At 65.3% G+C, this 20,329-nt stretch carries 21 protein-coding genes; 5 read left to right on the forward strand and 16 right to left on the reverse strand.

What is annotated here, in order from left to right; translation table 11 throughout:
• Window positions 1–3: 3 nt before the first annotated feature.
• The 7 genes from HQ312_RS14555 to HQ312_RS14585 are packed head-to-tail and all read right to left on the reverse strand — an operon-like array spanning window position 4 to window position 7,642.
• Window positions 4–1,419 (reverse strand): L-fucose/L-arabinose isomerase family protein, encoded by a 1,416-nt coding sequence (locus HQ312_RS14555; RefSeq protein ID WP_222639022.1) that lies wholly within the window; start codon window positions 1,417–1,419, stop codon window positions 4–6.
• Window positions 1,419–2,588 (reverse strand): L-rhamnose isomerase, encoded by a 1,170-nt coding sequence (gene rhaI, locus HQ312_RS14560; protein ID WP_042573776.1) that lies wholly within the window; start codon window positions 2,586–2,588, stop codon window positions 1,419–1,421. The genes HQ312_RS14555 and rhaI overlap by 1 nt, the downstream gene beginning before the upstream one ends.
• Window positions 2,585–2,932 carry an L-rhamnose mutarotase gene (locus HQ312_RS14565; protein ID WP_222630632.1) on the reverse strand — a complete coding sequence of 116 codons (348 nt, stop codon included), beginning with the start codon at window positions 2,930–2,932 and terminating at the stop codon, window positions 2,585–2,587. Before HQ312_RS14565 ends, rhaI begins: the two co-directional genes overlap by 4 nt.
• 1 nt (window position 2,933) lies before the next feature.
• Complete coding sequence (gene rhaS / locus HQ312_RS14570) at window positions 2,934–4,019, reverse strand: rhamnose ABC transporter substrate-binding protein (RefSeq protein ID WP_222639023.1); 1,086 nt, start codon at window positions 4,017–4,019, stop codon at window positions 2,934–2,936.
• Window positions 4,020–4,045: 26 nt separating this feature from the next.
• Window positions 4,046–5,083, reverse strand: coding sequence for an ABC transporter permease (locus HQ312_RS14575; RefSeq protein ID WP_222639024.1), 1,038 nt, complete (start codon window positions 5,081–5,083; stop codon window positions 4,046–4,048).
• Window positions 5,073–6,119 (reverse strand): ABC transporter permease, encoded by a 1,047-nt coding sequence (locus HQ312_RS14580; protein WP_042573772.1) that lies wholly within the window; start codon window positions 6,117–6,119, stop codon window positions 5,073–5,075. Before HQ312_RS14580 ends, HQ312_RS14575 begins: the two co-directional genes overlap by 11 nt.
• Window positions 6,116–7,642, reverse strand: coding sequence for a sugar ABC transporter ATP-binding protein (locus HQ312_RS14585; protein WP_222639025.1), 1,527 nt, complete (start codon window positions 7,640–7,642; stop codon window positions 6,116–6,118). The genes HQ312_RS14580 and HQ312_RS14585 overlap by 4 nt, the downstream gene beginning before the upstream one ends.
• Window positions 7,643–7,919: 277 nt before the next feature.
• Here HQ312_RS14585 and HQ312_RS14590 point away from each other — a divergent pair, with 277 nt between their 5' ends.
• Together HQ312_RS14590 and HQ312_RS14595 are read left to right on the forward strand one after the other, a co-directional pair.
• Window positions 7,920–8,936 carry a LacI family DNA-binding transcriptional regulator gene (locus HQ312_RS14590; protein WP_222639026.1) on the forward strand — a complete coding sequence of 339 codons (1,017 nt, stop codon included), beginning with the start codon at window positions 7,920–7,922 and terminating at the stop codon, window positions 8,934–8,936.
• A gap of 39 nt (window positions 8,937–8,975) precedes the next feature.
• A complete protein-coding gene (locus tag HQ312_RS14595; protein ID WP_261782332.1) occupies window positions 8,976–10,019 on the forward strand; it encodes a glycerophosphodiester phosphodiesterase family protein in 1,044 nt (347 codons plus the stop codon).
• Between the two features lie 10 nt (window positions 10,020–10,029).
• Here HQ312_RS14595 and HQ312_RS14600 read toward each other — a convergent pair whose 3' ends face one another.
• Both HQ312_RS14600 and HQ312_RS14605 read right to left on the reverse strand, forming a co-directional pair.
• Complete coding sequence (locus HQ312_RS14600; protein WP_222639027.1) at window positions 10,030–10,950, reverse strand: hypothetical protein; 921 nt, start codon at window positions 10,948–10,950, stop codon at window positions 10,030–10,032.
• A gap of 87 nt (window positions 10,951–11,037) precedes the next feature.
• Window positions 11,038–11,721 (reverse strand): FadR/GntR family transcriptional regulator, encoded by a 684-nt coding sequence (locus HQ312_RS14605; protein WP_222639028.1) that lies wholly within the window; start codon window positions 11,719–11,721, stop codon window positions 11,038–11,040.
• A 70-nt stretch (window positions 11,722–11,791) separates the two neighbouring features.
• On the opposite strand from HQ312_RS14605, the gene HQ312_RS14610 reads away from it, so the two are divergent.
• From HQ312_RS14610 to HQ312_RS14620, 3 genes are read left to right on the forward strand one after another with little or no spacing between them, the layout of a single operon-like run.
• On the forward strand, window positions 11,792–12,532 hold the full coding sequence (locus HQ312_RS14610; RefSeq protein ID WP_222639029.1) for a (Fe-S)-binding protein: 741 nt from the start codon (window positions 11,792–11,794) through the stop codon (window positions 12,530–12,532).
• Window positions 12,529–13,995, forward strand: coding sequence for a LutB/LldF family L-lactate oxidation iron-sulfur protein (locus HQ312_RS14615; protein WP_222639030.1), 1,467 nt, complete (start codon window positions 12,529–12,531; stop codon window positions 13,993–13,995). The genes HQ312_RS14610 and HQ312_RS14615 overlap by 4 nt, the downstream gene beginning before the upstream one ends.
• Window positions 13,992–14,591 carry a lactate utilization protein C gene (locus tag HQ312_RS14620; protein WP_222639031.1) on the forward strand — a complete coding sequence of 200 codons (600 nt, stop codon included), beginning with the start codon at window positions 13,992–13,994 and terminating at the stop codon, window positions 14,589–14,591. The genes HQ312_RS14615 and HQ312_RS14620 overlap by 4 nt, the downstream gene beginning before the upstream one ends.
• Window positions 14,592–14,751: 160 nt before the next feature.
• On the opposite strand, the gene HQ312_RS14625 is transcribed toward HQ312_RS14620, so the two are convergent.
• The 7 genes from HQ312_RS14625 to HQ312_RS14655 all read right to left on the reverse strand — a co-directional run bounded on the left by HQ312_RS14625 (window position 14,752) and on the right by HQ312_RS14655 (window position 20,303).
• Complete coding sequence (locus tag HQ312_RS14625; protein ID WP_222639032.1) at window positions 14,752–15,072, reverse strand: hypothetical protein; 321 nt, start codon at window positions 15,070–15,072, stop codon at window positions 14,752–14,754.
• 381 nt (window positions 15,073–15,453) lie between these two features.
• Complete coding sequence (locus HQ312_RS14630) at window positions 15,454–15,870, reverse strand: DUF1801 domain-containing protein (RefSeq protein WP_222639033.1); 417 nt, start codon at window positions 15,868–15,870, stop codon at window positions 15,454–15,456.
• 22 nt (window positions 15,871–15,892) lie between these two features.
• Window positions 15,893–17,116 carry a type II toxin-antitoxin system HipA family toxin gene (locus tag HQ312_RS14635; RefSeq protein WP_222639034.1) on the reverse strand — a complete coding sequence of 408 codons (1,224 nt, stop codon included), beginning with the start codon at window positions 17,114–17,116 and terminating at the stop codon, window positions 15,893–15,895.
• Window positions 17,113–17,370: a helix-turn-helix domain-containing protein gene (locus tag HQ312_RS14640; protein ID WP_204868800.1), complete on the reverse strand. Its 258-nt coding sequence runs from the start codon at window positions 17,368–17,370 to the stop codon at window positions 17,113–17,115. The genes HQ312_RS14635 and HQ312_RS14640 overlap by 4 nt, the downstream gene beginning before the upstream one ends.
• A gap of 159 nt (window positions 17,371–17,529) precedes the next feature.
• Window positions 17,530–18,792 carry a hypothetical protein gene (locus tag HQ312_RS14645; protein WP_222639035.1) on the reverse strand — a complete coding sequence of 421 codons (1,263 nt, stop codon included), beginning with the start codon at window positions 18,790–18,792 and terminating at the stop codon, window positions 17,530–17,532.
• A 24-nt stretch (window positions 18,793–18,816) separates the two neighbouring features.
• Window positions 18,817–19,212, reverse strand: coding sequence for a hypothetical protein (locus HQ312_RS14650; protein ID WP_222639036.1), 396 nt, complete (start codon window positions 19,210–19,212; stop codon window positions 18,817–18,819).
• Window positions 19,209–20,303, reverse strand: a complete 1,095-nt coding sequence (locus tag HQ312_RS14655) for a MerR family transcriptional regulator (RefSeq protein WP_308123894.1) — start codon at window positions 20,301–20,303, stop codon at window positions 19,209–19,211. The genes HQ312_RS14650 and HQ312_RS14655 overlap by 4 nt, the downstream gene beginning before the upstream one ends.
• Between the last annotated feature and the right edge of the window lie 26 nt (window positions 20,304–20,329).

Here is a 20,329-nt window from a genome sequence, read left to right on the forward strand (position 1 = left end):
GGTCTAGACGCTGATATAGGAAATGCCGAGCAGCTCTGCTGCGGCCTTGATGTCCTTGGCGCGGTGCCCGATGCACAGTGCCCAGTGGTGGCCGGTGCCGGTGGCACTCCACTCGTCCGTCCACTCGCCGGGATCGCGCCCAAAGTCGACGCGGGACGTGGTGTTGCCGATCTGCAGCAGAGGGCCGGGGACAACGGTGCCCTCGGAGGTGATGAACGTGAACGAGCCGTCACGGTTCTGTCCGATGGCGAAGGTCGTCACGGGCCCGGGCTGTACGTCGAACTCGACGCTGACGCCGTATCCACGCTTCCCGTGATAGACACCGAGGCCGCGGAGTAGTGGCTCGCCGGCCGACACCTGGAGGTGGGCGGGCCCGTCGTGCCCCATCTCGACGACACCGTCTCGGAAGTTCAGTGCCTGAAGCTCGGTGAAAGACCCACCGGCGCCCAGGCGGTCCGCGATCAGCATGGCGACGGCGGTGCGGATGTCGTACTCGCCGGCCAACGGAATTCCACGGGCTGTGAGCAGCGAGGCTCCCAGAATCATGCCGGCGCCGAGACGTTCGTGCAGTTCGCCGTCGAGTCCGCGGTGGTAGTACGCCATGGCGTCGAGTCCGAAGTCGTCCACGAGGGCATCGAGGCCGACCGATACGCGAGCGCCCCACGCGAAGTCGTCGTTCACGACGGAGTCGTCGAGGTGGAAGACGCTGCGCGCGAGTTCGAGTCGCTCGTCCACCTGTGCGTCGGTGACGCTCTGGACACGCACCCGCAGGTCGTCGAATTCCAGTACCTCGACGTGGGCACCGAACTGCGACGACAGCAGTGTCATATCGGTCGAGATGTCCAGCATGCCCGGATACAGATGCCCCATCAGGCCGAGCCGGGAGTGTCGCAGCGCAGCGCGCGCCGACGCGGCTCCCACCCATGCCTCGATGCGGGACCACGCGTTCTCGTCGTGGAGATAGCCCGAGACGGAGCGGAAGTCGATACCGCTGCGACGGAACACGTTCGCCACCTCGGGGAGCGGGCACTGGCCGCAGTACGCGAGCCATTCGCCGGTGCCCGTGGTGGCGTGGTCCATGGCCTCGGTGGGTTGCAGATCGATCAACAACACCGGGGCATCGACTCGTTGCGCGATGGGCAGCACCATCGACGACGTGAGATACGTCGTCAGGAATACGACGACGAGGTCGCAATCGGCAACTCGCAACTTCTCGGCCGCAGAGGCAGATTCCGTTGCATCGGAGACGAAGCCGGCATCGACCACGACGCAGTCCTGCTTCTCGAACCGCTCGGTGACGTAGCGAGCGGACTGCTGCAACGTCTCCAGGAGACCGGGGAACTGTGGCCAGTAAGCACCCAGTCCGCCCGACACCAGACCCAGGCGGGTCTTCCTCGGAACCGTCCGCTCCAGGCCCATCAGGCTCCCCAGCTCGCTTGCTGTCCGCCGACGCGCTCGGCTTCGACGCGTTCCATGTACCCGGAGCGGGCGAAGGCGGCGACGGGGTCACGGTCGATGCCGCGGGACTCCCGCAGATCGCCCAGCAGCCCACGGACATCGGTGTTGTAGGCGTCCATGAGTACCGCGTGGGCACCGAGGATGTCGCCGTCGATCTGCGCCTTCTCGAGAGCCGACGCATCGATGAGCAACGCTTTTGCGGTGGCTTCCTGCACATTCATGATCGAGCGGATCTGACCGGGGATCTTCGGCTCGATGTTGTGGCACTGGTCGAGCATGAAGTTGATGCCCGACGAGGGGAGGTGGGCATCGGAGGCGACGATCTCGTGCATGATGCGGAACAGCTGGAACGGGTCCGCGGCACCGACGATGAGGTCGTCGTCGGCGTAGTTGCGGGAGTTGAAGTCGAAGGCACCCAGCTTGTTCTGCCGGATCAGCTGCGTGACGATGAATTCGATGTTGGTGCCCGGCGCGTGGTGCCCGGTGTCGAGGACCACCTTCGCCTTGTCTCCGAGGGCGAGGCAGTGCAGCAGCGACGTGCCCCAGTCGGGAATGTCGGTGGTGTAGAAGTACGGCTCGAAGAACTTGTATTCGATGAGCAGTGTGTGGTCGTCGTCGAGGCCGGCGTAGATCTCCTGCAGCGACTCGGCGAGACGATCCTGGCGCGCACGGATGGAGTCCTGCCCGGCGTAGTTGGTGCCGTCGGGGAGCCACAGCTTGAGAGTCTTCGAGCCGGTGGCCCGCATGACGTCGACGCACTCGAGGTGGTGGGCAACGGCCTTGGCGCGAATCCGTTTGTCGGCGTTGGTCAGTGACCCGAGCTTGTAGTCGTCGTCCTGGAAGACGTTCGAGTTCACGGCTCCCAATGCGACGCCGTTCTCGGCGGCGAACGACGCGAGCGCGGAGTAGTCGTCGACCTTGTCCCACGGAATGTGCAGTGAGACGCGGGGAGCTGCGCCGGTGACGCGGTTGACCTCGGCGGCGTCGGCCACCTTCTCGAAAGGAGTGCGGGGCACGCCGGCGGTGGAGAAGACCTTGAAGCGGGTTCCGGAGTTTCCGTAGGCCCAGCTGGGCACCTCGATACCGAAGTCGGCGAGGGCCGAGATGTCCTGAACTGCTGTGGTGCTCATGATGGGTGACCTTCGCGGAGTTGAGTCTCGAGGTGGAAGAGTTCGCGCAGCAGCACGAATCCTTCGTCGGGGGTGGCAGACCCGAGGCCCGTGAAGAACGGAGCCATCTGGGCCTGCCACCGTGCGTTGACGTCGGTACTGCTCATCGCTGCCTGCGCCGCGCCCAGATCGGGGCTTTCGACGTAGCCGACGATCAGGCCGTCGTCACGGATGTGCAGGGAATAGTTGTTCCAGCCGTTCGCTTTCAGGGCCTCGAGCATCTCGGGCCACACCTCGGCGTGACGACGGGAGTACTCGGGAACCGATTCCGGCCTGAGCTGCAGCGTGAAGCAGTACCGGTTCATGTCAGAAGTTGTACTGGTCGATATTGGCGGAGTCGAAGACCGTGGGCGGTCCGAGGACCAGTTCGCCATCGACGCCGATGGTGTACTCGCCGAGCTCGCCTGCGGTGAACTTCTCACCTTCGGCGCCGGTGATCTGACCGGAAGACAGGGCTGCACCGGCGTAGGCGGCGAGGTAGCCGATGTCGGTGGGATCCCACAGCGCGAACTGCTTCACGGTGCCGTTCTTGACGTACTCACGCATCTGGTTCGGCGTGCCGAGTCCGGTGAGGACGATCTTGTCCTTGTACGACGAGCCCGAAATGTAGCGGGCGGCAGCGGAGATGCCGACGGTGGTGGGGGAGACGATGGCCTTGAGGTCCGGGTAGGTCTGCAGCAGTCCCTGGGTCTCCTGGAAGGACTTCTGGTCGTCGTCGTTGCCGTAGACGGTGGTGACGAGCTCGATGTTCTTGTACTCAGGGTTGGAGGCGAGCTGCTCCTTCAGCACCTCGATCCAGGCATTCTGGTTGGTGGCGTTGGGAGTTGCGGACAGGATGGCGATCTTGCCGGATCCGCCGATCTGGTCGCTGGTCATCTTCGCCAGCGATTCGCCGACGCCCTCGGTGGTGGCCTGGTTGATGAACAGGTCGCGGCAGCTCTTGTCGGCGTCGGAGTCGAAGGTGACGACCTTGACGCCGGCGTCACGCGCCTGGTTCAGCGAGGGGCACACCGCGTTGGGGTCGTTCGCGGCGATCGCGATGACGTTCTGGTTCTGCTGGATCAGGGTGTTGATGTAGGACACCTGCGACGATGCGCTGGCGTCGTTGGGGCCGACCAGCTTGTACTCGCCACCGAACTCGCCGACTGCCTTCTCGCCACCCGCGACCTCGATGTCGGAGTACGGGTTGTTGAGCTGCTTGGGCAGGAAGCCGATCTTGAGGCCGTCCTGGATCTCGGCGTCGGGGTTGGCGGTGCCGGTGACGCGGCTTCCGCTGTCGGAGGACTCGGAAGCCGACTCCTGCGTCGTGCCACCGCAGGCGGTGAGGACGAGAGACAGGGCGGCGATGCCGGCCAGCGGCGCCAGCGCGAGGCGCCGGGAGGTGCGGGACATGGTGGACCTTTCGGGAAGGGGGTGGATCAGAGTCGTGCGACGGCTTTGCGACGGTCCGAGGAGGTGCGGACTGCCGTGATGAGGTTGGGCAGGAGGACGGCGACGATGAGCAGGACGCCGGTGACGACGGTGAGTGCTTCGTTGGAGATGTCCTCGAGACGCAGTGCGTTCTGCAGTGCGGCGAGGAGGACGACGGCGGCGAGAACGCCGACGAGCCGGCCCTTGCCTCCGAAGATGGAGACGCCACCGAGAAGGACCGCGGCGACGACGGACAGTTCGAGACCGGCACCGTTGTCGGCACGAGCACTCGAGTAGCGCAGGCTCCACAGGACACCGGCCAGGGCGGCGACCGCTCCGGCGACGACGTAGAGCCAGAACTTGATGCGGTTGCCGTTGATGCCGGCGAACTTCGCGGCCGTGGCACTGGCGCCGGTGGCGTAGATGTTGCGGCCGAGCGAGGTGAACTGCAGGACCGCACCGAACACTACCGCGAGGATGACTAGTGGCACAGCGAGATTGGGAATCGACGAGTCACCCAGTGTGCCGGTGACCCACGAGGTGTAGGCCCGCGGGAAGTTGGACACGGCCGTATCGCCCAGCAGGACGAAGGCGAGTCCGCGGAAGAGCGCGAGCGTGCCGATCGTGACGGCGAGGGACGGTAGACCGAGCGTGGCGACGAGGAATCCGTTGAGCGCGCCGAGCAGTGCGCCGAGAAGGATGCACATCGGGACGATGGCCTCGATGGAGAAGCCGTTGTTCCACATCCAGCCCATAGCCGCGCCGCTCAGACCGAGCGTGCTGGCGACGGAGAGGTCGATCTCGCCGGTGACGATGATCAGCGTCATCGGCAGCGCGATGAGGAAGATCGGCGCGAGGTCGAGTACCAGGAACGTGAAATTGGTGGCGCTGCCGAAGTCGGGGTTCATCACCGACGCACCGAGCACGACGACGATGGTCAGGAAGATGACCGCGGTATCCCAGCTGGCGAGCAGCTCCCGGATGCGACTGCCCTGCTGCACCGTCGGTGCGAGGGCGTCGGGACGGGTGGCGAGATCACTCGACATGAGCGCTCCTCTTCCGAAGTTGCTGGGCGGCACGCACGGCCGCGATGCGATCCGCCGCGATGGCGATGAGGATGAGCGCGCCGACGATGGCCTGCTGCCAGAACTGATCGATCTGCAGGACTGGGAGCGAGCTGTTGATGGTGGTCAGCAGCAGGGCGCCGAGGGCGGCTCCCCACACGGTGCCGACACCGCCGACGACGGCTACGCCGCCGACGACGCAGGCCGCGATGACGTTGAGTTCGTAGCCGGTGCCGGCTGCCGCGTCGACGGTGCCGAAGCGGGCGGCGAACATGACTCCGGCGATACCGGCCATGGCGCCGGAGAAGGCGAAGGCCCCCAGCGTTCGCTTGCCGACGGAGATGCCGGCGAGTTCGGCGGCGTGACCGTTGGACCCGATGGCGTAGAGGTCGCGGCCGCTGCGGTATCGGCCGAGGTAGATGCCCGCTCCCACGAGTGCGATGACGGCGACGATCACCAGGACGGGGAGTCCGAGAACGCTGGCCGTGCCGAGATCGAGGAAGGAGCCGGGCATTTCGTCGGCGGTGATCTGCTCGCCGCCCGCCCAGAAGAAGGCGATGCCGCGGAAGATGTACATGGTGCCGAGCGTGACCACCAGGGCGGGAACGCCGCCGTAGCGGACGAGCAGCGCGTTGAAGACTCCGCACAGCGTGCCGACGACGATGCCCGCGAGGATGCCGAGCACGATCGGCGAGCCGGCCTTCATGACCGACCCTGCAGCGAAGGCGGAGAGGCCCAGCACCGAACCGACGGAGAGGTCGATGTTCTTGGTGATCATGACGACGGTCTGACCGACGGCCAGCACGGCGATGATCGATGCGGCGAGCAGCAGGTCACGGATGCTTTGACCGGACAGGAACGAGCTGTTGGTCGCCGCGGTCACCGCGATGAGGACGACGAGCGCGCCGAGGATGCCCAGCGAGCGCATCCGCAGGATCTTCTCGACCAGCGAGCTGCCATCCTTGGTGACAGGCTTGAGCGGGTCGGCCGCTGGGGCGGTCTGGGTGGTGACGGTCATGCTGCGGACTCCGATCCCATGGCGGCGAACATGACCGATTCCTCGGTGGCATGATCGCGATCGATCTCCGCGGCGATGCGGCCTTCGCGCATGACGAGCACGCGGTCGGCCATACCGAGGACCTCCGGCAGTTCCGAGGAGATCATGACGACGGCGACTCCTTCACTGGCGAGACGCGAGATGATCTTGTGGACTTCGGCTTTGGTACCGACGTCGATGCCGCGGGTGGGCTCGTCGACGATGAGAACGATCGGGTCGGTGGCGAGCCACTTGGCCAGCACCACCTTTTGCTGGTTGCCACCGGACAGGGTGCCGACAGGGTCGGTGATGCGCGAGAACTTGGTCTGGAGCTTCTTCGTCCATTCCTGAGCCGAGCGGCGCTCGCCACCACCGACGAGGAACCCGAAGCGCGACAACGCCTGTGAGCGCGTGAGCGTCGCATTGCGCTCGATCGACATCTCCGGGATCAGGCCCTGCTGGCGACGGTCCTCGGGGACGAGGGCAATGCCCGCTCGCATGGCGGCCTTGGGATTACCGGCCTTCAGCACCTTGCCCCGGACCTTGACAGAACCGGAGTCACGAGGGTCGACTCCGAACACGGCCTGCATGACCTCGGAGCGTCCGGCGCCGACCAGGCCGGCGAGCGCCACGATCTCACCGGCACGCACCTGGAAGCTGACGTCGGTGAACACCCCGGCGCGCGTCAGGTTCTCGACCTCGAGGATGACGGCACCGGGCACGACGTCGAGCTTGGGAAACAGGGCGCCGAGTTCGCGGCCGACCATCTGCTTGATCAGGTCGTCGACGGTGAGTCCGGCCAGCGGTGCGGTGGAGATGTGCTTGCCGTCGCGCATGACGGTGACGCGCTGGCAGAGGTCGAAGATCTCTTCGAAGCGGTGCGAGATGAACAGCACGGCAGCTCCGTCGGCGCACAGGGAGCGAGCGACCTTGAACAGGCGGGCGACCTCGTTACCCGACAGCGCAGCGGTGGGCTCGTCCATGACGATGACGGACGCCTTGGTGGACAGCGCTTTGGCGATCTCGACGAGCTGCTGGTCGGCGATGGACAGTCCGCTCGCGAGCCGGTTCGGATCCATCGGAACACCCAGGCGAGTGAACAGTGCCTCGGCGGCGGAGTTCATGGCGCCGCGGTCGATCATCCGGCCGCGCGAGGTGGGCTGGGCACCGATGTAGATGTTCTCGGCGATAGTCAGGTCCGGGAACAGCGTCGGCTCCTGGTAGATGACGGCGATGCCCTCGGCCTTCGCGGCGGCGGGGGAGTCGAGCGTGATCGGGGTGCTGCCGGCGAGCAGCGTGCCGGTGTCCGGCTTGTGCACACCGGCCAGCATCTTGACGATGGTGGACTTGCCGGCACCGTTCTCGCCCACGAGTGCGTGCGCTTCACCGCCGTAGAGCGGAAAGGACACCCCGGAGACGGCGGCGACGCTTCCGAACGACTTGGTGACGTCACGGACTTCGAGCAGGGGAACTGCGGTGGGCGTCGTCGCACTGGGGACGCTCATGGATGGGACCTCCGTCGGGCCGAACCGCTCGAATTGAAACGGTTCATTCAGCCCCGTGAACATAGAAGTGACGGGGGCCACTGGTCAACCCCGTGACTCGGATCACGACAGAGCGTTACCGAACCGTGACGTATCCAGCGTTGAGCAGCAACAATGAGGATCGGTCACGAGTTTGTCTGCTGTGGGGCGCCTCGGTGGGTTCGAGAACGCCGTTCGGTTGCGCCGACGCCGGTAAACCGATTCAATAATGACCGTAACGGCATCGAGGGGGGCGATCATGGCAGCGAGTATGCGCGAGGTCGCCGCTCTGGCCGGTGTCTCCATGGGCACCATCAGCAATGTTCTGAACAAGCCCGACATGGTCTCCGCCGCCACCCGTGAGCGCGTCGAGGCGGCCATCGCGCAGCTCGGATTCGTGCGTAACGACGCGGCCCGCCAGCTTCGAGCCGGCCAGTCCCGCATGCTCGCCGTCGTGGTCCTCGACGCCCGGAACCCGTTCTTCCTCGACGTGGCAGCCGGCGCAGAATCCGTGGCGGACGTGAACGATCTGTTGACCGTGATCGTCGGTAGCGGCGAATCCGAAGAGCGCGAGAACCGTCAGCTTCGCCTGCTCATGGAGCAGCGCGTGCAGGGCATCCTGCTCAGTCCCGTGGGTGAGAACGTGCCGATGCTCGACAACCTCGACCGCCAGGGCACTCCCGTGGTGCTTCTCGACCGCGGATCGCGTGCGCCGGGCCGGTCGTCCGTCGCGGTGGACGACGTTCTCGGCGGGCGGCTGGCTGCACGGCATCTCATGGATCTGGGGCACCGCACCCTGGTCTACGTCGGCGGCCCGGACAGCATCCGTCAGGTCCGCGATCGGCGATCGGGTGCGCTCACCGCCGTCGCCGAGTCTGCCAACACCCGCATGTCGACGGTGTGGACCACCTCTTTGTCCATCGAGGCCGGCGCACGAGCTGCCGCGCAGATCTTCGACATGACCGATGCCCCGCCGACCGGGGTCGTGTGCGCGAACGACCTGCTCGCGCTGGGGGTGCTGCAGGAATGTGTGCACCGCGGCGTGCGGGTGCCGGAGGACCTGGCGATCGTCGGATACGACGACATCGACTACGCCGCCGGTGCCGCGGTTCCCCTCACGTCCATCTCACAGCCACGAGCCGAGTTGGGCCGGGCTGCAGCCGAACTGCTGCTGGAGCAAGTCTCGGCGTCGGGAGCTCACGAGTTCCGACAGCTGACCTTCGAGCCGTCGCTGGTGGTGCGAGGGTCGACCGATCAGGCGTGGCGCGCGCGCTGATCCATCGAGCGTTCACCTTCCCGGCTTAGCGTGGGCGTCATGGCGATGCGACGAGTGCTGCTGACCGTCTCGATGTGTATGGCGCTGGCGGCCTGCTCCACGCAGGAGACCGAGACCGCGCAGCCGCTCGACGGCTTCGACCTCCAAGCGCACCGCGGCGGCCTTGGACTGGTCACCGAGAGCACGCTCGCCTCGTTCACCAACGCCCTCGAGCTCGGCGTCACCACACTCGAGATGGACGCGCAGATCACCGAGGACGGCATCGCCGTCGTCGCGCACGACCGGAAGGTGTCGGACGCGAAGTGCCGTGACACCCGGCCCGCGACCGACGGCGATCCCGAGTTTCCCTACGTCGGGAAGTACGTGAACACCCTGACGCTGGCGCAGGTGCGAACCCTCAATTGCGGTGTGGCGCAGCTCGACGGCTACCCGGAACAGCGAGTGGCGACAGATGCCGGAATTCCGACCCTCGACGAGGTGCTCGCGCTGGTGAACTCGTACGACTCCACGGTGCAGCTGAACATCGAGACCAAGGTGGAGGCGGCAGCGCCCACCGAGACGGCGCCCCGTGGGCAGTTCGCCGACGTGGTGCTCGCCTCGGTCGGAGCGGCGGGACTGCTCGATCGCACCACCATCCAGAGTTTCGACTGGGGCGCTCTCCTCGCGGTGAAAGCAGTCGACCCGTCGGTGCGCCTGGTCGCGCTTACGGAGCCAGACTTCCTCGAAGTCGGGGAACCCGGAGCGTCCCCATGGCTGGGTGGTCTCGACATCGATGACTTCGACGGTGATCCTGTGGCGGCGGTGCAGTCGTTCGGCGCCCACGCCCTCTCGCCCGTCCAGGGCACCCCGCAGAAGGGAGCCGTGGAGGATGCGGACTTCGAGCTCTACGTGACACCCGAGATGGTGGCGTCCGCGCATGCCGCCGGGATCCGTGTCGTGCCGTGGACGGTGGACGACCCCGCGACGATGGCGGCCCTGATGGACATGGGTGTCGACGGCATCATCACCGACTACCCCGACCGTCTGCGAGAGGTGATGGGGGAGCGAGGGCTGGCGCTGCCGGAGCCGGCCACGGTGCGCTGACGCGCGCCTCTCAGCCGATAACGAGCACCGGTACCGGTTTCTCGAAGCTCTCGTTCTCCGGAAGGATCGGCTCGTCCGCGCCGGCATCGACGTCGGCGATCGTCTGCACTCCGCCCAGTGTCGATGCTCCTTCGCGAGCCACCACCAGCTCGTCGTACCAGGCGAACCACGGCATCCCGAACCGCGTGTAATCCGCGGCGCTCAGAGGAACCGAGGCGGGTTCCGATCCTGTGAGCTGCTGCCACACAGCACTGTTGACGATGTCAAGGGTGAATCGCCGGCCGTGGTCGAGGTCCCATGAGTCGTGCGGGACCACTGGCGTCGCAACTGCTTGTCTGATGGATCCACCGGCACCGAGGCCCATCGCGTCGTTTGGGGGCACGGAGAAGCAGATGATGGTCGGGAGGTGGTCCAGCTCTGAGTACTTGCTCGCCAACAGCGGGTAGACGGCCACCTGGATCCCACCGCGCGCCGGCTCCGAAGACAGCTGCTCCTCCACCGTGTAGTCGGCGCCCAGCGGGGCAGCGACGAACTGGCGCACCGTTCCCTTCTCGACAGTGAACCCATCGAGCCACGGCTGGTCCGGAACTTCCAGGTAGTCCTCGGCCTCGAAGTCGGGAACGGGCGACCACGGCTCACCCGTCAGGACGTTGACGGTGCCGCTGCTCATCGTCACGAGGAACGGATAGCCGGCATCGAAGTTGATCCAGCATGCCTCGGACTGCCACATCGGCATGGCGAAGCGAGTCACCCCGTCGTCGTCCTGGCCGGACTCCGTCACCTGCAGTCTTCCGAGGCCCGGAGGGAGGTCGTACGTGGTTCCGTCGTCGGGAACGCGGAGAGTCCGCTGGAACGAGAACGACATCCGGGCGTCGGGATGGACCTCGGGGCACTGGACCTCGACACGGTCGTCGACGACGTGCATTGCCATGGTGAACCCCTTGCCCGGGCCCGCGGCCCTCGTTGTGTGTGGAGGGATGCTGGCACGGGGGTCCGACACAATTCGGCGGGCTCCGACTCAGTCGAGCCGCATCAACCCGTAGAACCCTTCAATGTGCTCGCGCGCCAGGGTGGCAGCCTTGGCACCGTGGCCTCGGCGCAAAGCATCGACGATGCCGCGATGCTCGCACCGGAGGTTCACGGCGACGGCCGACCAGTCGTCGAGCATCGGCACCGCGTCCATGACGTAGCCGTGGATGGAGTCGCGGAGCGAGGTCATCATCGCCTCGATCAGCACGTTGCCGGCCAGCCCGGCGAATCGAACATGGAGCTCGGCGTCGAGGCGATGGAACTGATCGGGTGCCAGACTCTTGTCGTCCATTCGGTCGAGTAACTCGTCGATGGCGGTGAGGTCGGGGGTGCGCGCCGCGGCTTCGCGCAACGCCCACGACTCGAGGAGTACGCGCGTCTGCACCACGTCCGCGATGGGCAGGAACTGGGTGGCCATGTGCAGTCGCAGTGCTGAGCCGATCGACGTGGCGGGGTCCGCCACCACGATTGCGCCCGCGTCGGGGCCCGACCCGACCGACGTCTTCACGACGCCCATCGCCTCCAGGACGCGGATGGCCTCGCGAACCGAGCTGCGGCTGACGCCGAGCTCCTCCGCAAGTGCGCGCTCAGCCGGCAGTCGATCGCCGACACGGAGTCGCGCCGCCGCCAGGTCCTGTTCGATGCGGTGGAGAACCACCTCGTGTGCGCGCATTGTCGGAGAATAGCTGGTGTGGTCTGACCACAGGGGTTACTGTGGTCAGACCACACGCTCTGGAGGCTCCATGCGGATCGCCCTGTTCGCCACCTGTCTGGCGGACGCACTCTTCCCCGAGTCAGCGAAAGCGACTGTCTCACTGCTCGAACGGCTCGGTCACACCGTCGTCTTCCCGTCGGATCAGACGTGCTGCGGCCAGATGCACGTCAACACCGGCTACCTCAAGGAGGCCGCACCCCTGGTGCGTCACCACGTCGAGGTCTTCGAGAAGTCGTCGTGGGACGTCGCCGTTGCACCATCCGGTTCCTGTGTCGGATCGGTCCGGCACCAGCATGCGATGGTCGCGCGCCGCGCCGGCGACGAGGACCTGGCCACCCGCGCCGAGGACATCGCCGGCCGCACCTACGAGCTGTCCGAACTCCTCGTCGACGTCCTAGGCGTCACCAACGTCGGCGCCTACTACCCGCACCGCGTCACCTACCACCCCACGTGCCATTCGCTGAGGATGTTGCGCGTCGGCGACAAGCCCCTCGAACTGCTGCGCAACGTACGCGGCATGACGTTGGTCGAGCTGCCCCAGGCCGAGTCGTGCTGCGGCTTCGGCGGAACGTTCGCGTTGAAGAACTCGGAGACCTCGACGGCGATGCTGTCGGACAAGATGGCCAACGTGCTGTCCACCGGGGCCGAGGTGTGCAGCGCCGGGGATTCGTCGTGCCTGATGCACATCGGCGGCGGACTGTCCCGCCTGCGCACCGGCGTCAAGACCGTGCACCTCGCCGAGATCCTTGCGTCGACGGAGGCAGCATGACCACCTTCTTGGGTTCGCCCGGCATCGGTAACATTCGCGGGGAGGAGAGCTTTCCGAAGGCCGCGAAGCGGGCGCTGCAGGACACTCAGATGCGGCGCAACGTCGGGGCTGCGACCAAGACCATCCGTGAGAAGCGACTGGGAGCTGTTGCGGAGTGCGATGACTGGGAGGAGTTGCGCCTCGCCGGGAGTGCCCTCAAGACCGACGTGATGTCGAGGCTGCCCGAGCTGCTGCAGCAACTCGAAGCCAACGTCACCGCCCGCGGGGGAGTAGTGCACTGGGCACGCGACGCCGACGAGGCCAATCGCATCATCACGGACTTGGTCAAGGCCACGGGCAGTGACGAGGTGGTCAAGGTGAAGTCCATGGCCACTCAGGAGACCGGCCTGAACGAGTACCTCGAAGCCGAGGGCATCGCCGCGATCGAGACCGACCTGGCCGAGCTCATCGTCCAACTGGGTGACGACAAGCCCAGTCACATCCTGGTTCCCGCAATTCACCGGAACCGCGCGGAGATTCGAGAGATCTTCCTCCGTCGTATGCCCGGTGTCGATGCTGCCATCACTGATGAGCCGCGCGAACTGGCCATGGCGGCACGGGAGCACCTGCGACGGAAGTTCCTGTCGGCGAAGGTGGCCATCAGTGGCGCCAACTTCGGTGTCGCCGAAACGGGGACGCTTGCCGTCGTCGAATCCGAAGGCAACGGGCGCATGTGTCTGACGCTGCCCGACACCCTCATCACGTTGATGGGCATCGAGAAGCTGGTCCCCACCTTCGCGGATCTCGAGGTGTTCATGCAGTTGCTGCCGCGGTCGTCGACCGCCGAACGCATGAATCCGTACACGTCGATGTGGACCGGAGTGCACGAGGGCGACGGTCCGCAAGACTTCCACCTGGTGCTCATCGACAACGGCAGAACCAACGTGCTTGCCGACGAGGTGGGCCGCGCCGCCCTCAACTGCATCCGATGCAGCGCGTGCCTGAACGTGTGTCCTGTGTACGAGCGGACCGGCGGTCATGCCTACGGTTCCGTGTACCCGGGGCCGATCGGTGCGATCCTGTCGCCCCAGCTCACCGGCACTACCGGTCATGACGACCCCAATGCGTCACTGCCGTACGCGTCGTCACTGTGCGGGGCGTGTTTCGATGCGTGCCCGGTGCGTATCAACATCCCGGAGATTCTGGTGCACTTACGGGCCGAGCAGGTCGACTCCGAACGCGGCGGCATCCCCGGCGCGCAGGAGATCGCGATGCGGGCGGCAGGGTGGGCGATGAACTCGCCGAAGCGATTCGGGATGGCCGAGAAAGCTGCGGGCGTCGGTCGCCTGCTGGCAGGGAAGAAGGGGCACATCGAGTCGCTTCCATTCCCCGGATCGTTGTGGACCACCAGCCGTGACATTCCGGCCCCTCCGAAGGAAACGTTCCGCCAGTGGTGGGCACGAACGCACGAGGACGAATCATGAACGCTAAGTCGGAAATCCTTGAGCGCATCCGATCAGCGACTGCGGGTGGTGTTGCCGGCGTTGATGTGCCGCGCGATTACGACCGCGCTGCGTTGGTCGGCCGGGGGAACGTCGACCGCTTCGCCGAAACGGTCGACGACTATCGGGCTCAGGTCTACCGAATCTCCGAGGCGGAGATCGCCGGCACGGTGTCTTCGTTGCTCGGTGATGGTCGAGCGGTCGTCCCCGTCGACTTGCCTTCTGCCTGGGTTGACGGAGTCGCGGTGGTTCCGGACGAGGGCCTGTCGATCGACCAACTCGATGCTCTCGACGCGGTGATCACCGGCTGCGCGGTGGGGATCGCTGCCACGGGGACGATCGTGCTCGATGCGTCTGTCGCGCAGGGTCGTAGGGCGTTGACGCTGGTGCCGGACCATCACATCTGCATCGTCCGCGCCGACCAGGTTGTGGACACGGTGCCGCAGGCGTTCGCGGTGCTGGACGCCACTCGACCGCTGACCTTCATCAGCGGTCCGAGTGCGACCAGTGACATCGAGCTGAACAGGGTGGAAGGGGTCCATGGGCCTCGGCGGTTGGATGTGCTGATCGTGGGCTGACCGCATCGCCGTGCTATTACGTAAATAATGGCCTCCGTTGTTATCGAAAACTTCCGCAGCACTCATTTTCAGAACGCTCGCCGACATGATCTCGACCGTTCGATCTCACGCGAACCGCCGCGCATGACTGTAGGTCGTTTGAAGGACTGCACGATTGCTGTCACGTTGAGAGAGTGGTGCAACCTCCGATGAACGGAGCCAAGACTCTCAGCAGGGAGAACACGATGAGTAAGTTTCGTTGTATCGCAGCGGTTCTGGCGATGAGCATCGCTCCGTCGATCGCGCTAGCAGTGCCCGCCGATGCTGCCGCGGGAACGATCACGGGTTCGGTGACCTGCATCAACTGGTTGCAGCAGAACTCGAAGCCGGTGGGAATATGGGTAGATTCGAACAAGGCCGACGGCTGGGCGACGCTCAGTTCAGGGATAGGAGCCACCGGGGCGTGGACGACTAACTTCAGGTATTCGGCCACTGATGCCACTTCGTTCACCCTGCGAATCGGGTGCGGTGGCTCGCCGCAGAAGTGGGCCACGTCTAATCAGCGCGGACCGTATTCTTCAGGTGAGCAGAAGTTGACCGTGCGCTACTGATCCGATATTTCGGCGAGCCCTGTCGGATCCGACTCCTCGAGGCGACTCTGCCGGTCGCGGGATGCGGCCGGCAGTTACCACTTTGCGATTGCGTGGTGCGCATTGTGCCACTGCCCCGGCCTGTTTCGATGAGAACACGAACTCGGCGCAATAGGTGGTGCAACGGACGTCTCGCTAGAGGACGGGGTCACCTGCATGCTTGCAGGGAGCACCGCAGTTCGCATGCCTCGTGGTGCGAACCTGACGTACTGACACAGCGCGGGGTGACAGATCTACTGGTCATCCCCACGTGCCCAGGCGATCGCGACGAGGCGCCGCAGAACCTCGAGGTCGATCTGGTCCAACCTGCGCACATAGACGCACCCTGCGCCCTCGGTGTAAGTGCCGAGCGAGGGCAGCAGGGCGGCGCCCTCGGGTAGATCCTTCAGCCCGTACAGCGACAGCTGCGCTTTTCTCGGCGAGAACGCGACCTTGGGCCACTCGCCGCGAGTGCGTGGGTTTCTTGGTGAGACATAGCAATAACTGCCGTAACCCACAATCGACGGGCCCCACATCACGGGTTCGGCCCCGGTCACCTCGGCGAAGATCTCCGCGAGACGGACACCGTCTTCCCGGCGGCGTGCGGGTGTCGCGGCGGCGAGGAAGTCTGCGACGTCGGCGTCGGTCGGCTTCGTGCTGGGCTCGGCCATGGTTCGCATCGTGCCACACTGTTCACCGTGTCAGTTCGGCACAACGGTCCCTCAGAAAAGCTTGCAGTCGCGCCGTCGTCTTGTAGTCGAAACCGATATAACCCACGTCCTCGGCGGCAGCTCGAACGCCGGCGCAGACGTCGTCCAGCACGCGGATCACTGCTTTTCGGGGAAGCGTATGACGTGCCGAACTGTCGAGGATGTGGTCACGCGTCCACCTGTTGTTGCGGCCGTAGAACGTCAGGGCCATGGGGTCGTTCCACGACATGTAGGGCTGGGTGCACAGAAGATCGTATGCGGGAGTGACACCCCATAAACCGTGCTTGCCTTGATGAATCGAATAGTTCTTGCCGTGCAGGTCACCGTTGCCGATGGCATAGGAGTAGACGGTGAGTCGTATCAGTTCGAGCGCCGCCTGGCGTGCGGAACCCCCTCCCTGTTCAACGGTCGCTGCCAGCGAGGCGAGCACTGTCTCGGTTTTCATACGGTACTTGGACGATGGGTAGAGCGCGTTGACCTGACAGGCATCCTCCTGGGCCAATCTGCGGCCACCATCTCGGTCGAAACGTTCGACGAGAAGTCCCGAGACTCCGTTCGCGTCTGTGATCACGTGACGCCGAGGTACGACGAGTCCGCAGGTTTGTGCCACCGACATGAAGAAGTTCTCGTTCTCCACCAGGCGCGGGAAACGGTTGGGCGGAGCCAGTTTGAGAATCGCTGCGCCTCGCGTCGTCGTCACCGGCGACGAGTACATCTCAGCCGATACCTTGCCCTGGACCCCGGGTAGACCTGCCACGTCGACATCGATCGACTGCGGACCGGCCACGCTGTCGAACAACGCACGCAAACTCGGCATCGGCGCGTCCGGGTCGAACGCGGGCGCGGATGCCTCGGGTTCGAGTCCCGCTGGGATGACCCGCACATCGCCGATCGTGTCCGCCCCGACTGCCAAGAGGATGGTCAGGTGGTCGTCCTCCGACGTCTTCGTTCCGGCGACCACACCGGACAGGCGCACCCCTTCGGGAAGCAGTCCGGCGAAGAACGGCGGCACGCTTCCCGCCGTGGCTGTCGTACCGCCTACTCCCATCGGTAGAGACCAGGCGACGGGCTGGGCGCTGGGGCTGATGTAGTCATCGGCGTACTCGAAGCGGACGGTGTCGCCTGACCTGGTCAAACTGCCTGCACGGATATTTCCCTTGTAGACGTCGGCGTCATCGACCTGGCGCAGATCGAGCCGGGCGCTCACTCGCGATCCGGTTCGACGACGATGCCGGCGCGGGTGATGAGCGACAGATCGCACCCCAACGCATCTGCAACAGCGCGGACGCCATCGAGTTGCGACGTTTCTTTACCGCCCTCGATGGATTGCACAGTGGAACGGCCGACGCCAGCCAGTAATGCCAGCTCGGCTTGCGTCATCCCCAGCTCGTGACGGCGCGCGGTGAAGGACCGCGCCAGGCGGCTGGCCTGGGTGCGGCGTGACTTCCGAGGGAGGGCCATACCGTTCCAATGCTTGCGTCAAGAGTCTTAACGCGAAGTGTAGACCCGTAGTCTACGCATCCGCACCTCAATGCTTGCTACAGCAAGCCTAAGAACTGACAAGATTGTGTTAGCGACCGGGGAGCTGCTTAAGCCTGCCGGCGCGAGCGTGAGGACCGCTCACGCGCCCCGTGTCGCGCCCGCCCTCGCCCGGCCGCTGATGATGAGGATCGCTACCGACGTTGCCACGAGCATCACCGCTCCGGCCACTGCCAACGCGAACTGGTCGGGGGACGTGTTGATCTTGATGTCGTCGGAATCGTAGCCCGCTGAATAGAACGTGTAGGGGAGTGAGAACAGCGGAAGGGCAGGAATCCCGATTGCCACCGTCGCCGCGGTAGATGATGCTGCGGCGCTGGTGATCAGGTATGCAGCGGCGGCTGACGTGACGACGGTCGAGAGGTTGGAGGGAAGTAGTCCGTCGCCGATGAAATACAGGGCTGCCAGAACGCCCACCAGAATAAGCGGAAGCAACACCGACCGACGACGGACGGTCAAGAGCAGGCCGATCCCGAATCCTGCAAGAGCAAGGATCCAACTCCATTCTTGAAAGTCGCTGTCGACTCCAACGAGCGAGCTTGCGCTCACGACGAGACCAGAAGCGAGCACCAGGCCTGTCCTACCGGGAGCGACCAGCGCGCAGGCGAGTACAACGATCGTCATCGCCCCGGCGCACGCGAACCAGATCCAGTCGCGACTCCTGTCGACCGACGAAGTCGTGACGATCAGCGCCGCTGCAACGGGCAGGACGATTCCAACGGCGACCATGCGGCCCGGCGGTGCCGGTTGTGGTGCGTGGACCGGCGTTCGGTGGAGCATCGCCGTAGCCAAAGCGGCACCGGTGAGAATTGCGAGCACGATGCACACAACCACGCGGAGTGTGGTGGGTCCGACGTCGGCCGTATCGGCAGCTGTCCAACCGAAGTCCGACGCCGGCGGCGGCACGAGATTGTCGAGTGGCGGCCCTGCGGTCGCGGCGACGATCCACCCGAATGTGGCGGCGATCAACCCGCGCGACGACGAGGACAAGGACACGGTGCAGGCGAAGAAGATCCCGGTGGGGATCGAACTCGCCCATGCTGTCAGCGCGCCACTCACTGGTGCGACGTTCGCACCGACGGACACGGCAAGAGCCGTGACCATCATCCCGGCGACCGCGCTGCGGGAGAGGCGAGGAAGAACGGCGGTCGCAGCAATACCGGCAGAAAGAGCCGTCACGAGTATGGCGTTGATGACCGTGGCAAATGCTGTGGGCGAGGCCGAGGGATCGATCAGAGAATCGAAGGGGGAGTGAGCAGTGACTGTGTATCCAGCCGTGACGCCGCCGAGTAGGGCGAGGGCGATGTGCGGCGTGGACTGATCACTCGTATTGTCAGGGCCCATTCCCGAATTCCATCACGGCCCAGATCATTGTTTCGCGCCTTCCCTCGTCGAGATGGCCGCGTCGACCTTTCCGATCGCGTCGCGGATGAGATCCCCGTAGGGATCGTCCGTGAGCGTCGAGGAGCACTCCTTCGCAGCGTCGATGTGCTCGCGAGCTGCGTCGAGTGACCCGAGCTTGCAGTAGTTGTCCGCGAGATTGAGATGCAGTGATTCCCACGTGAGTGCCTGTGCAGGATCCTCGTGGAGGTCGGCGAGGTAGTGCGCGAGGCTGCACCGATGCAGGGGATCGCCGTCGACACCGATGTCCTGCCACAGTGCGAGAAGTTGTCGACGTGCCTCGTCGACGTCTCCACCTCGCCCCTCGGTGACGGCCGCGGCGATCGCGTCCATCGTCGGGTCGCTTGCGGGAGTTTCTGTCATGGCGTGTGTCCTTCCGTCGGGGTGTCACGCGGCGCTGCGACGGGCATGACGAGGGTGGTCAGGTCTCCTCGGTCTGCCGAGCGAACAGTGGCGGGCTGTTCGCGCCCACGGAAATCGAGTAGTACGTCAGTGCCGACGGCGGTGCTGATGGCCGGGTAGAGAGTGGTCATCTCGAACCAGACGTCGATCGTCGGCCCGTCCACACGGGCCGGCAGCTCGATGTCCGAGGAACGATCGCCGTGGACATCACGAACGACGAGATACTTGTCGTTACTGCACAACCAGATCCGAGCAGCAGATCGTTGTTCGAGGGCATGCAGAAGCGTCGCTGTGGGGACCTCGACCCGACTCGTCACCGCCGGCAGTGTGGCGAGCATCGATCGGTAGTCGGGGAAGGGCTCGGACACGAACCTGCAGTGATGATCACCACGGCCTGTCAGGCGCAGGTTCATACCGTGATCGGTGACGTCGACGCTGACGGACGACGTACGGCGCAGATCGCCGAGGCTCTGTCGGAGGTCGTCGCCGTTCACTGTTGCGGCCCAAGCCGCTGCACTGTCGACATTGCTGACCAGTGTTCTTGTCGACAGGCGGTAGCGGTCGCTGGCGGTCAGCGTCAAGACCCCGGGCCCAGCTTCGACATGGACGCCACCGAGGACTGCGATGTCCGGATCGTCGGTGGTGGCGGTGAGGATCTGTTCGATCGCGGAGGCCAAGACCGGCCCGCTCAGTCGGGCGATCTGCAGCCTGGTTCGCTCAGCCAGGGTGGTCGTGATGGCGGCTGCCTGCTGCCGCACCGATTCGGCCTCGCGCATCACCGTGGTGACGTGATCATCGACCGTGCGAATCGCGTCGATGACGTCCGCGCCGAGCGCAGAGTTCACAGACGGAAGGGACATGCCGATCTCGCGCAGTCGCCTCAGCAGGACCGCCTTCGCGAGCTGGTCCTCGCGATAGAAGCGATACCCGGTGACGGGGTCCACCTCTGCCGGCAGCAGCGATCCTGAATCGGCGTAGAAGCGTAGGGCGCTCGCCGTCAAGCCGCACCGCTGCGCGAACGACCCGATGGACATCAACTCGGCATCTGACACCCCGACAGCATGCGGCTTCGACCTAC

The organism is Rhodococcus sp. BP-316, from assembly GCF_019836105.1.
In the GTDB taxonomy this organism is placed as follows: Bacteria; Actinomycetota; Actinomycetes; order Mycobacteriales; family Mycobacteriaceae; genus Rhodococcoides.

Excerpts from the sequence above, each read along its gene's own strand:
- HQ312_RS14555 (WP_222639022.1), bottom strand. The coding sequence starts at position 1,419 with ATGGGCCTGGAGCGGACGGTTCCGAGGAAGACCCGCCTGGGTCTGGTG.
- rhaI (WP_042573776.1), bottom strand. The coding sequence starts at position 2,588 with ATGAGCACCACAGCAGTTCAGGACATCTCGGCCCTCGCCGACTTCGGT.
- HQ312_RS14565 (WP_222630632.1), bottom strand. The coding sequence starts at position 2,932 with ATGAACCGGTACTGCTTCACGCTGCAGCTCAGGCCGGAATCGGTTCCC.
- rhaS (WP_222639023.1), bottom strand. The coding sequence starts at position 4,019 with ATGTCCCGCACCTCCCGGCGCCTCGCGCTGGCGCCGCTGGCCGGCATC.
- HQ312_RS14575 (WP_222639024.1), bottom strand. The coding sequence starts at position 5,083 with ATGTCGAGTGATCTCGCCACCCGTCCCGACGCCCTCGCACCGACGGTG.
- HQ312_RS14580 (WP_042573772.1), bottom strand. The coding sequence starts at position 6,119 with ATGACCGTCACCACCCAGACCGCCCCAGCGGCCGACCCGCTCAAGCCT.
- HQ312_RS14585 (WP_222639025.1), bottom strand. The coding sequence starts at position 7,642 with ATGAGCGTCCCCAGTGCGACGACGCCCACCGCAGTTCCCCTGCTCGAA.
- HQ312_RS14590 (WP_222639026.1), top strand. The coding sequence starts at position 7,920 with ATGGCAGCGAGTATGCGCGAGGTCGCCGCTCTGGCCGGTGTCTCCATG.
- HQ312_RS14595 (WP_261782332.1), top strand. The coding sequence starts at position 8,976 with ATGGCGATGCGACGAGTGCTGCTGACCGTCTCGATGTGTATGGCGCTG.
- HQ312_RS14600 (WP_222639027.1), bottom strand. The coding sequence starts at position 10,950 with ATGGCAATGCACGTCGTCGACGACCGTGTCGAGGTCCAGTGCCCCGAG.
- HQ312_RS14605 (WP_222639028.1), bottom strand. The coding sequence starts at position 11,721 with ATGCGCGCACACGAGGTGGTTCTCCACCGCATCGAACAGGACCTGGCG.
- HQ312_RS14610 (WP_222639029.1), top strand. The coding sequence starts at position 11,792 with ATGCGGATCGCCCTGTTCGCCACCTGTCTGGCGGACGCACTCTTCCCC.
- HQ312_RS14615 (WP_222639030.1), top strand. The coding sequence starts at position 12,529 with ATGACCACCTTCTTGGGTTCGCCCGGCATCGGTAACATTCGCGGGGAG.
- HQ312_RS14620 (WP_222639031.1), top strand. The coding sequence starts at position 13,992 with ATGAACGCTAAGTCGGAAATCCTTGAGCGCATCCGATCAGCGACTGCG.
- HQ312_RS14630 (WP_222639033.1), bottom strand. The coding sequence starts at position 15,870 with ATGGCCGAGCCCAGCACGAAGCCGACCGACGCCGACGTCGCAGACTTC.
- HQ312_RS14640 (WP_204868800.1), bottom strand. The coding sequence starts at position 17,370 with ATGGCCCTCCCTCGGAAGTCACGCCGCACCCAGGCCAGCCGCCTGGCG.
- HQ312_RS14645 (WP_222639035.1), bottom strand. The coding sequence starts at position 18,792 with ATGGGCCCTGACAATACGAGTGATCAGTCCACGCCGCACATCGCCCTC.
- HQ312_RS14650 (WP_222639036.1), bottom strand. The coding sequence starts at position 19,212 with ATGACAGAAACTCCCGCAAGCGACCCGACGATGGACGCGATCGCCGCG.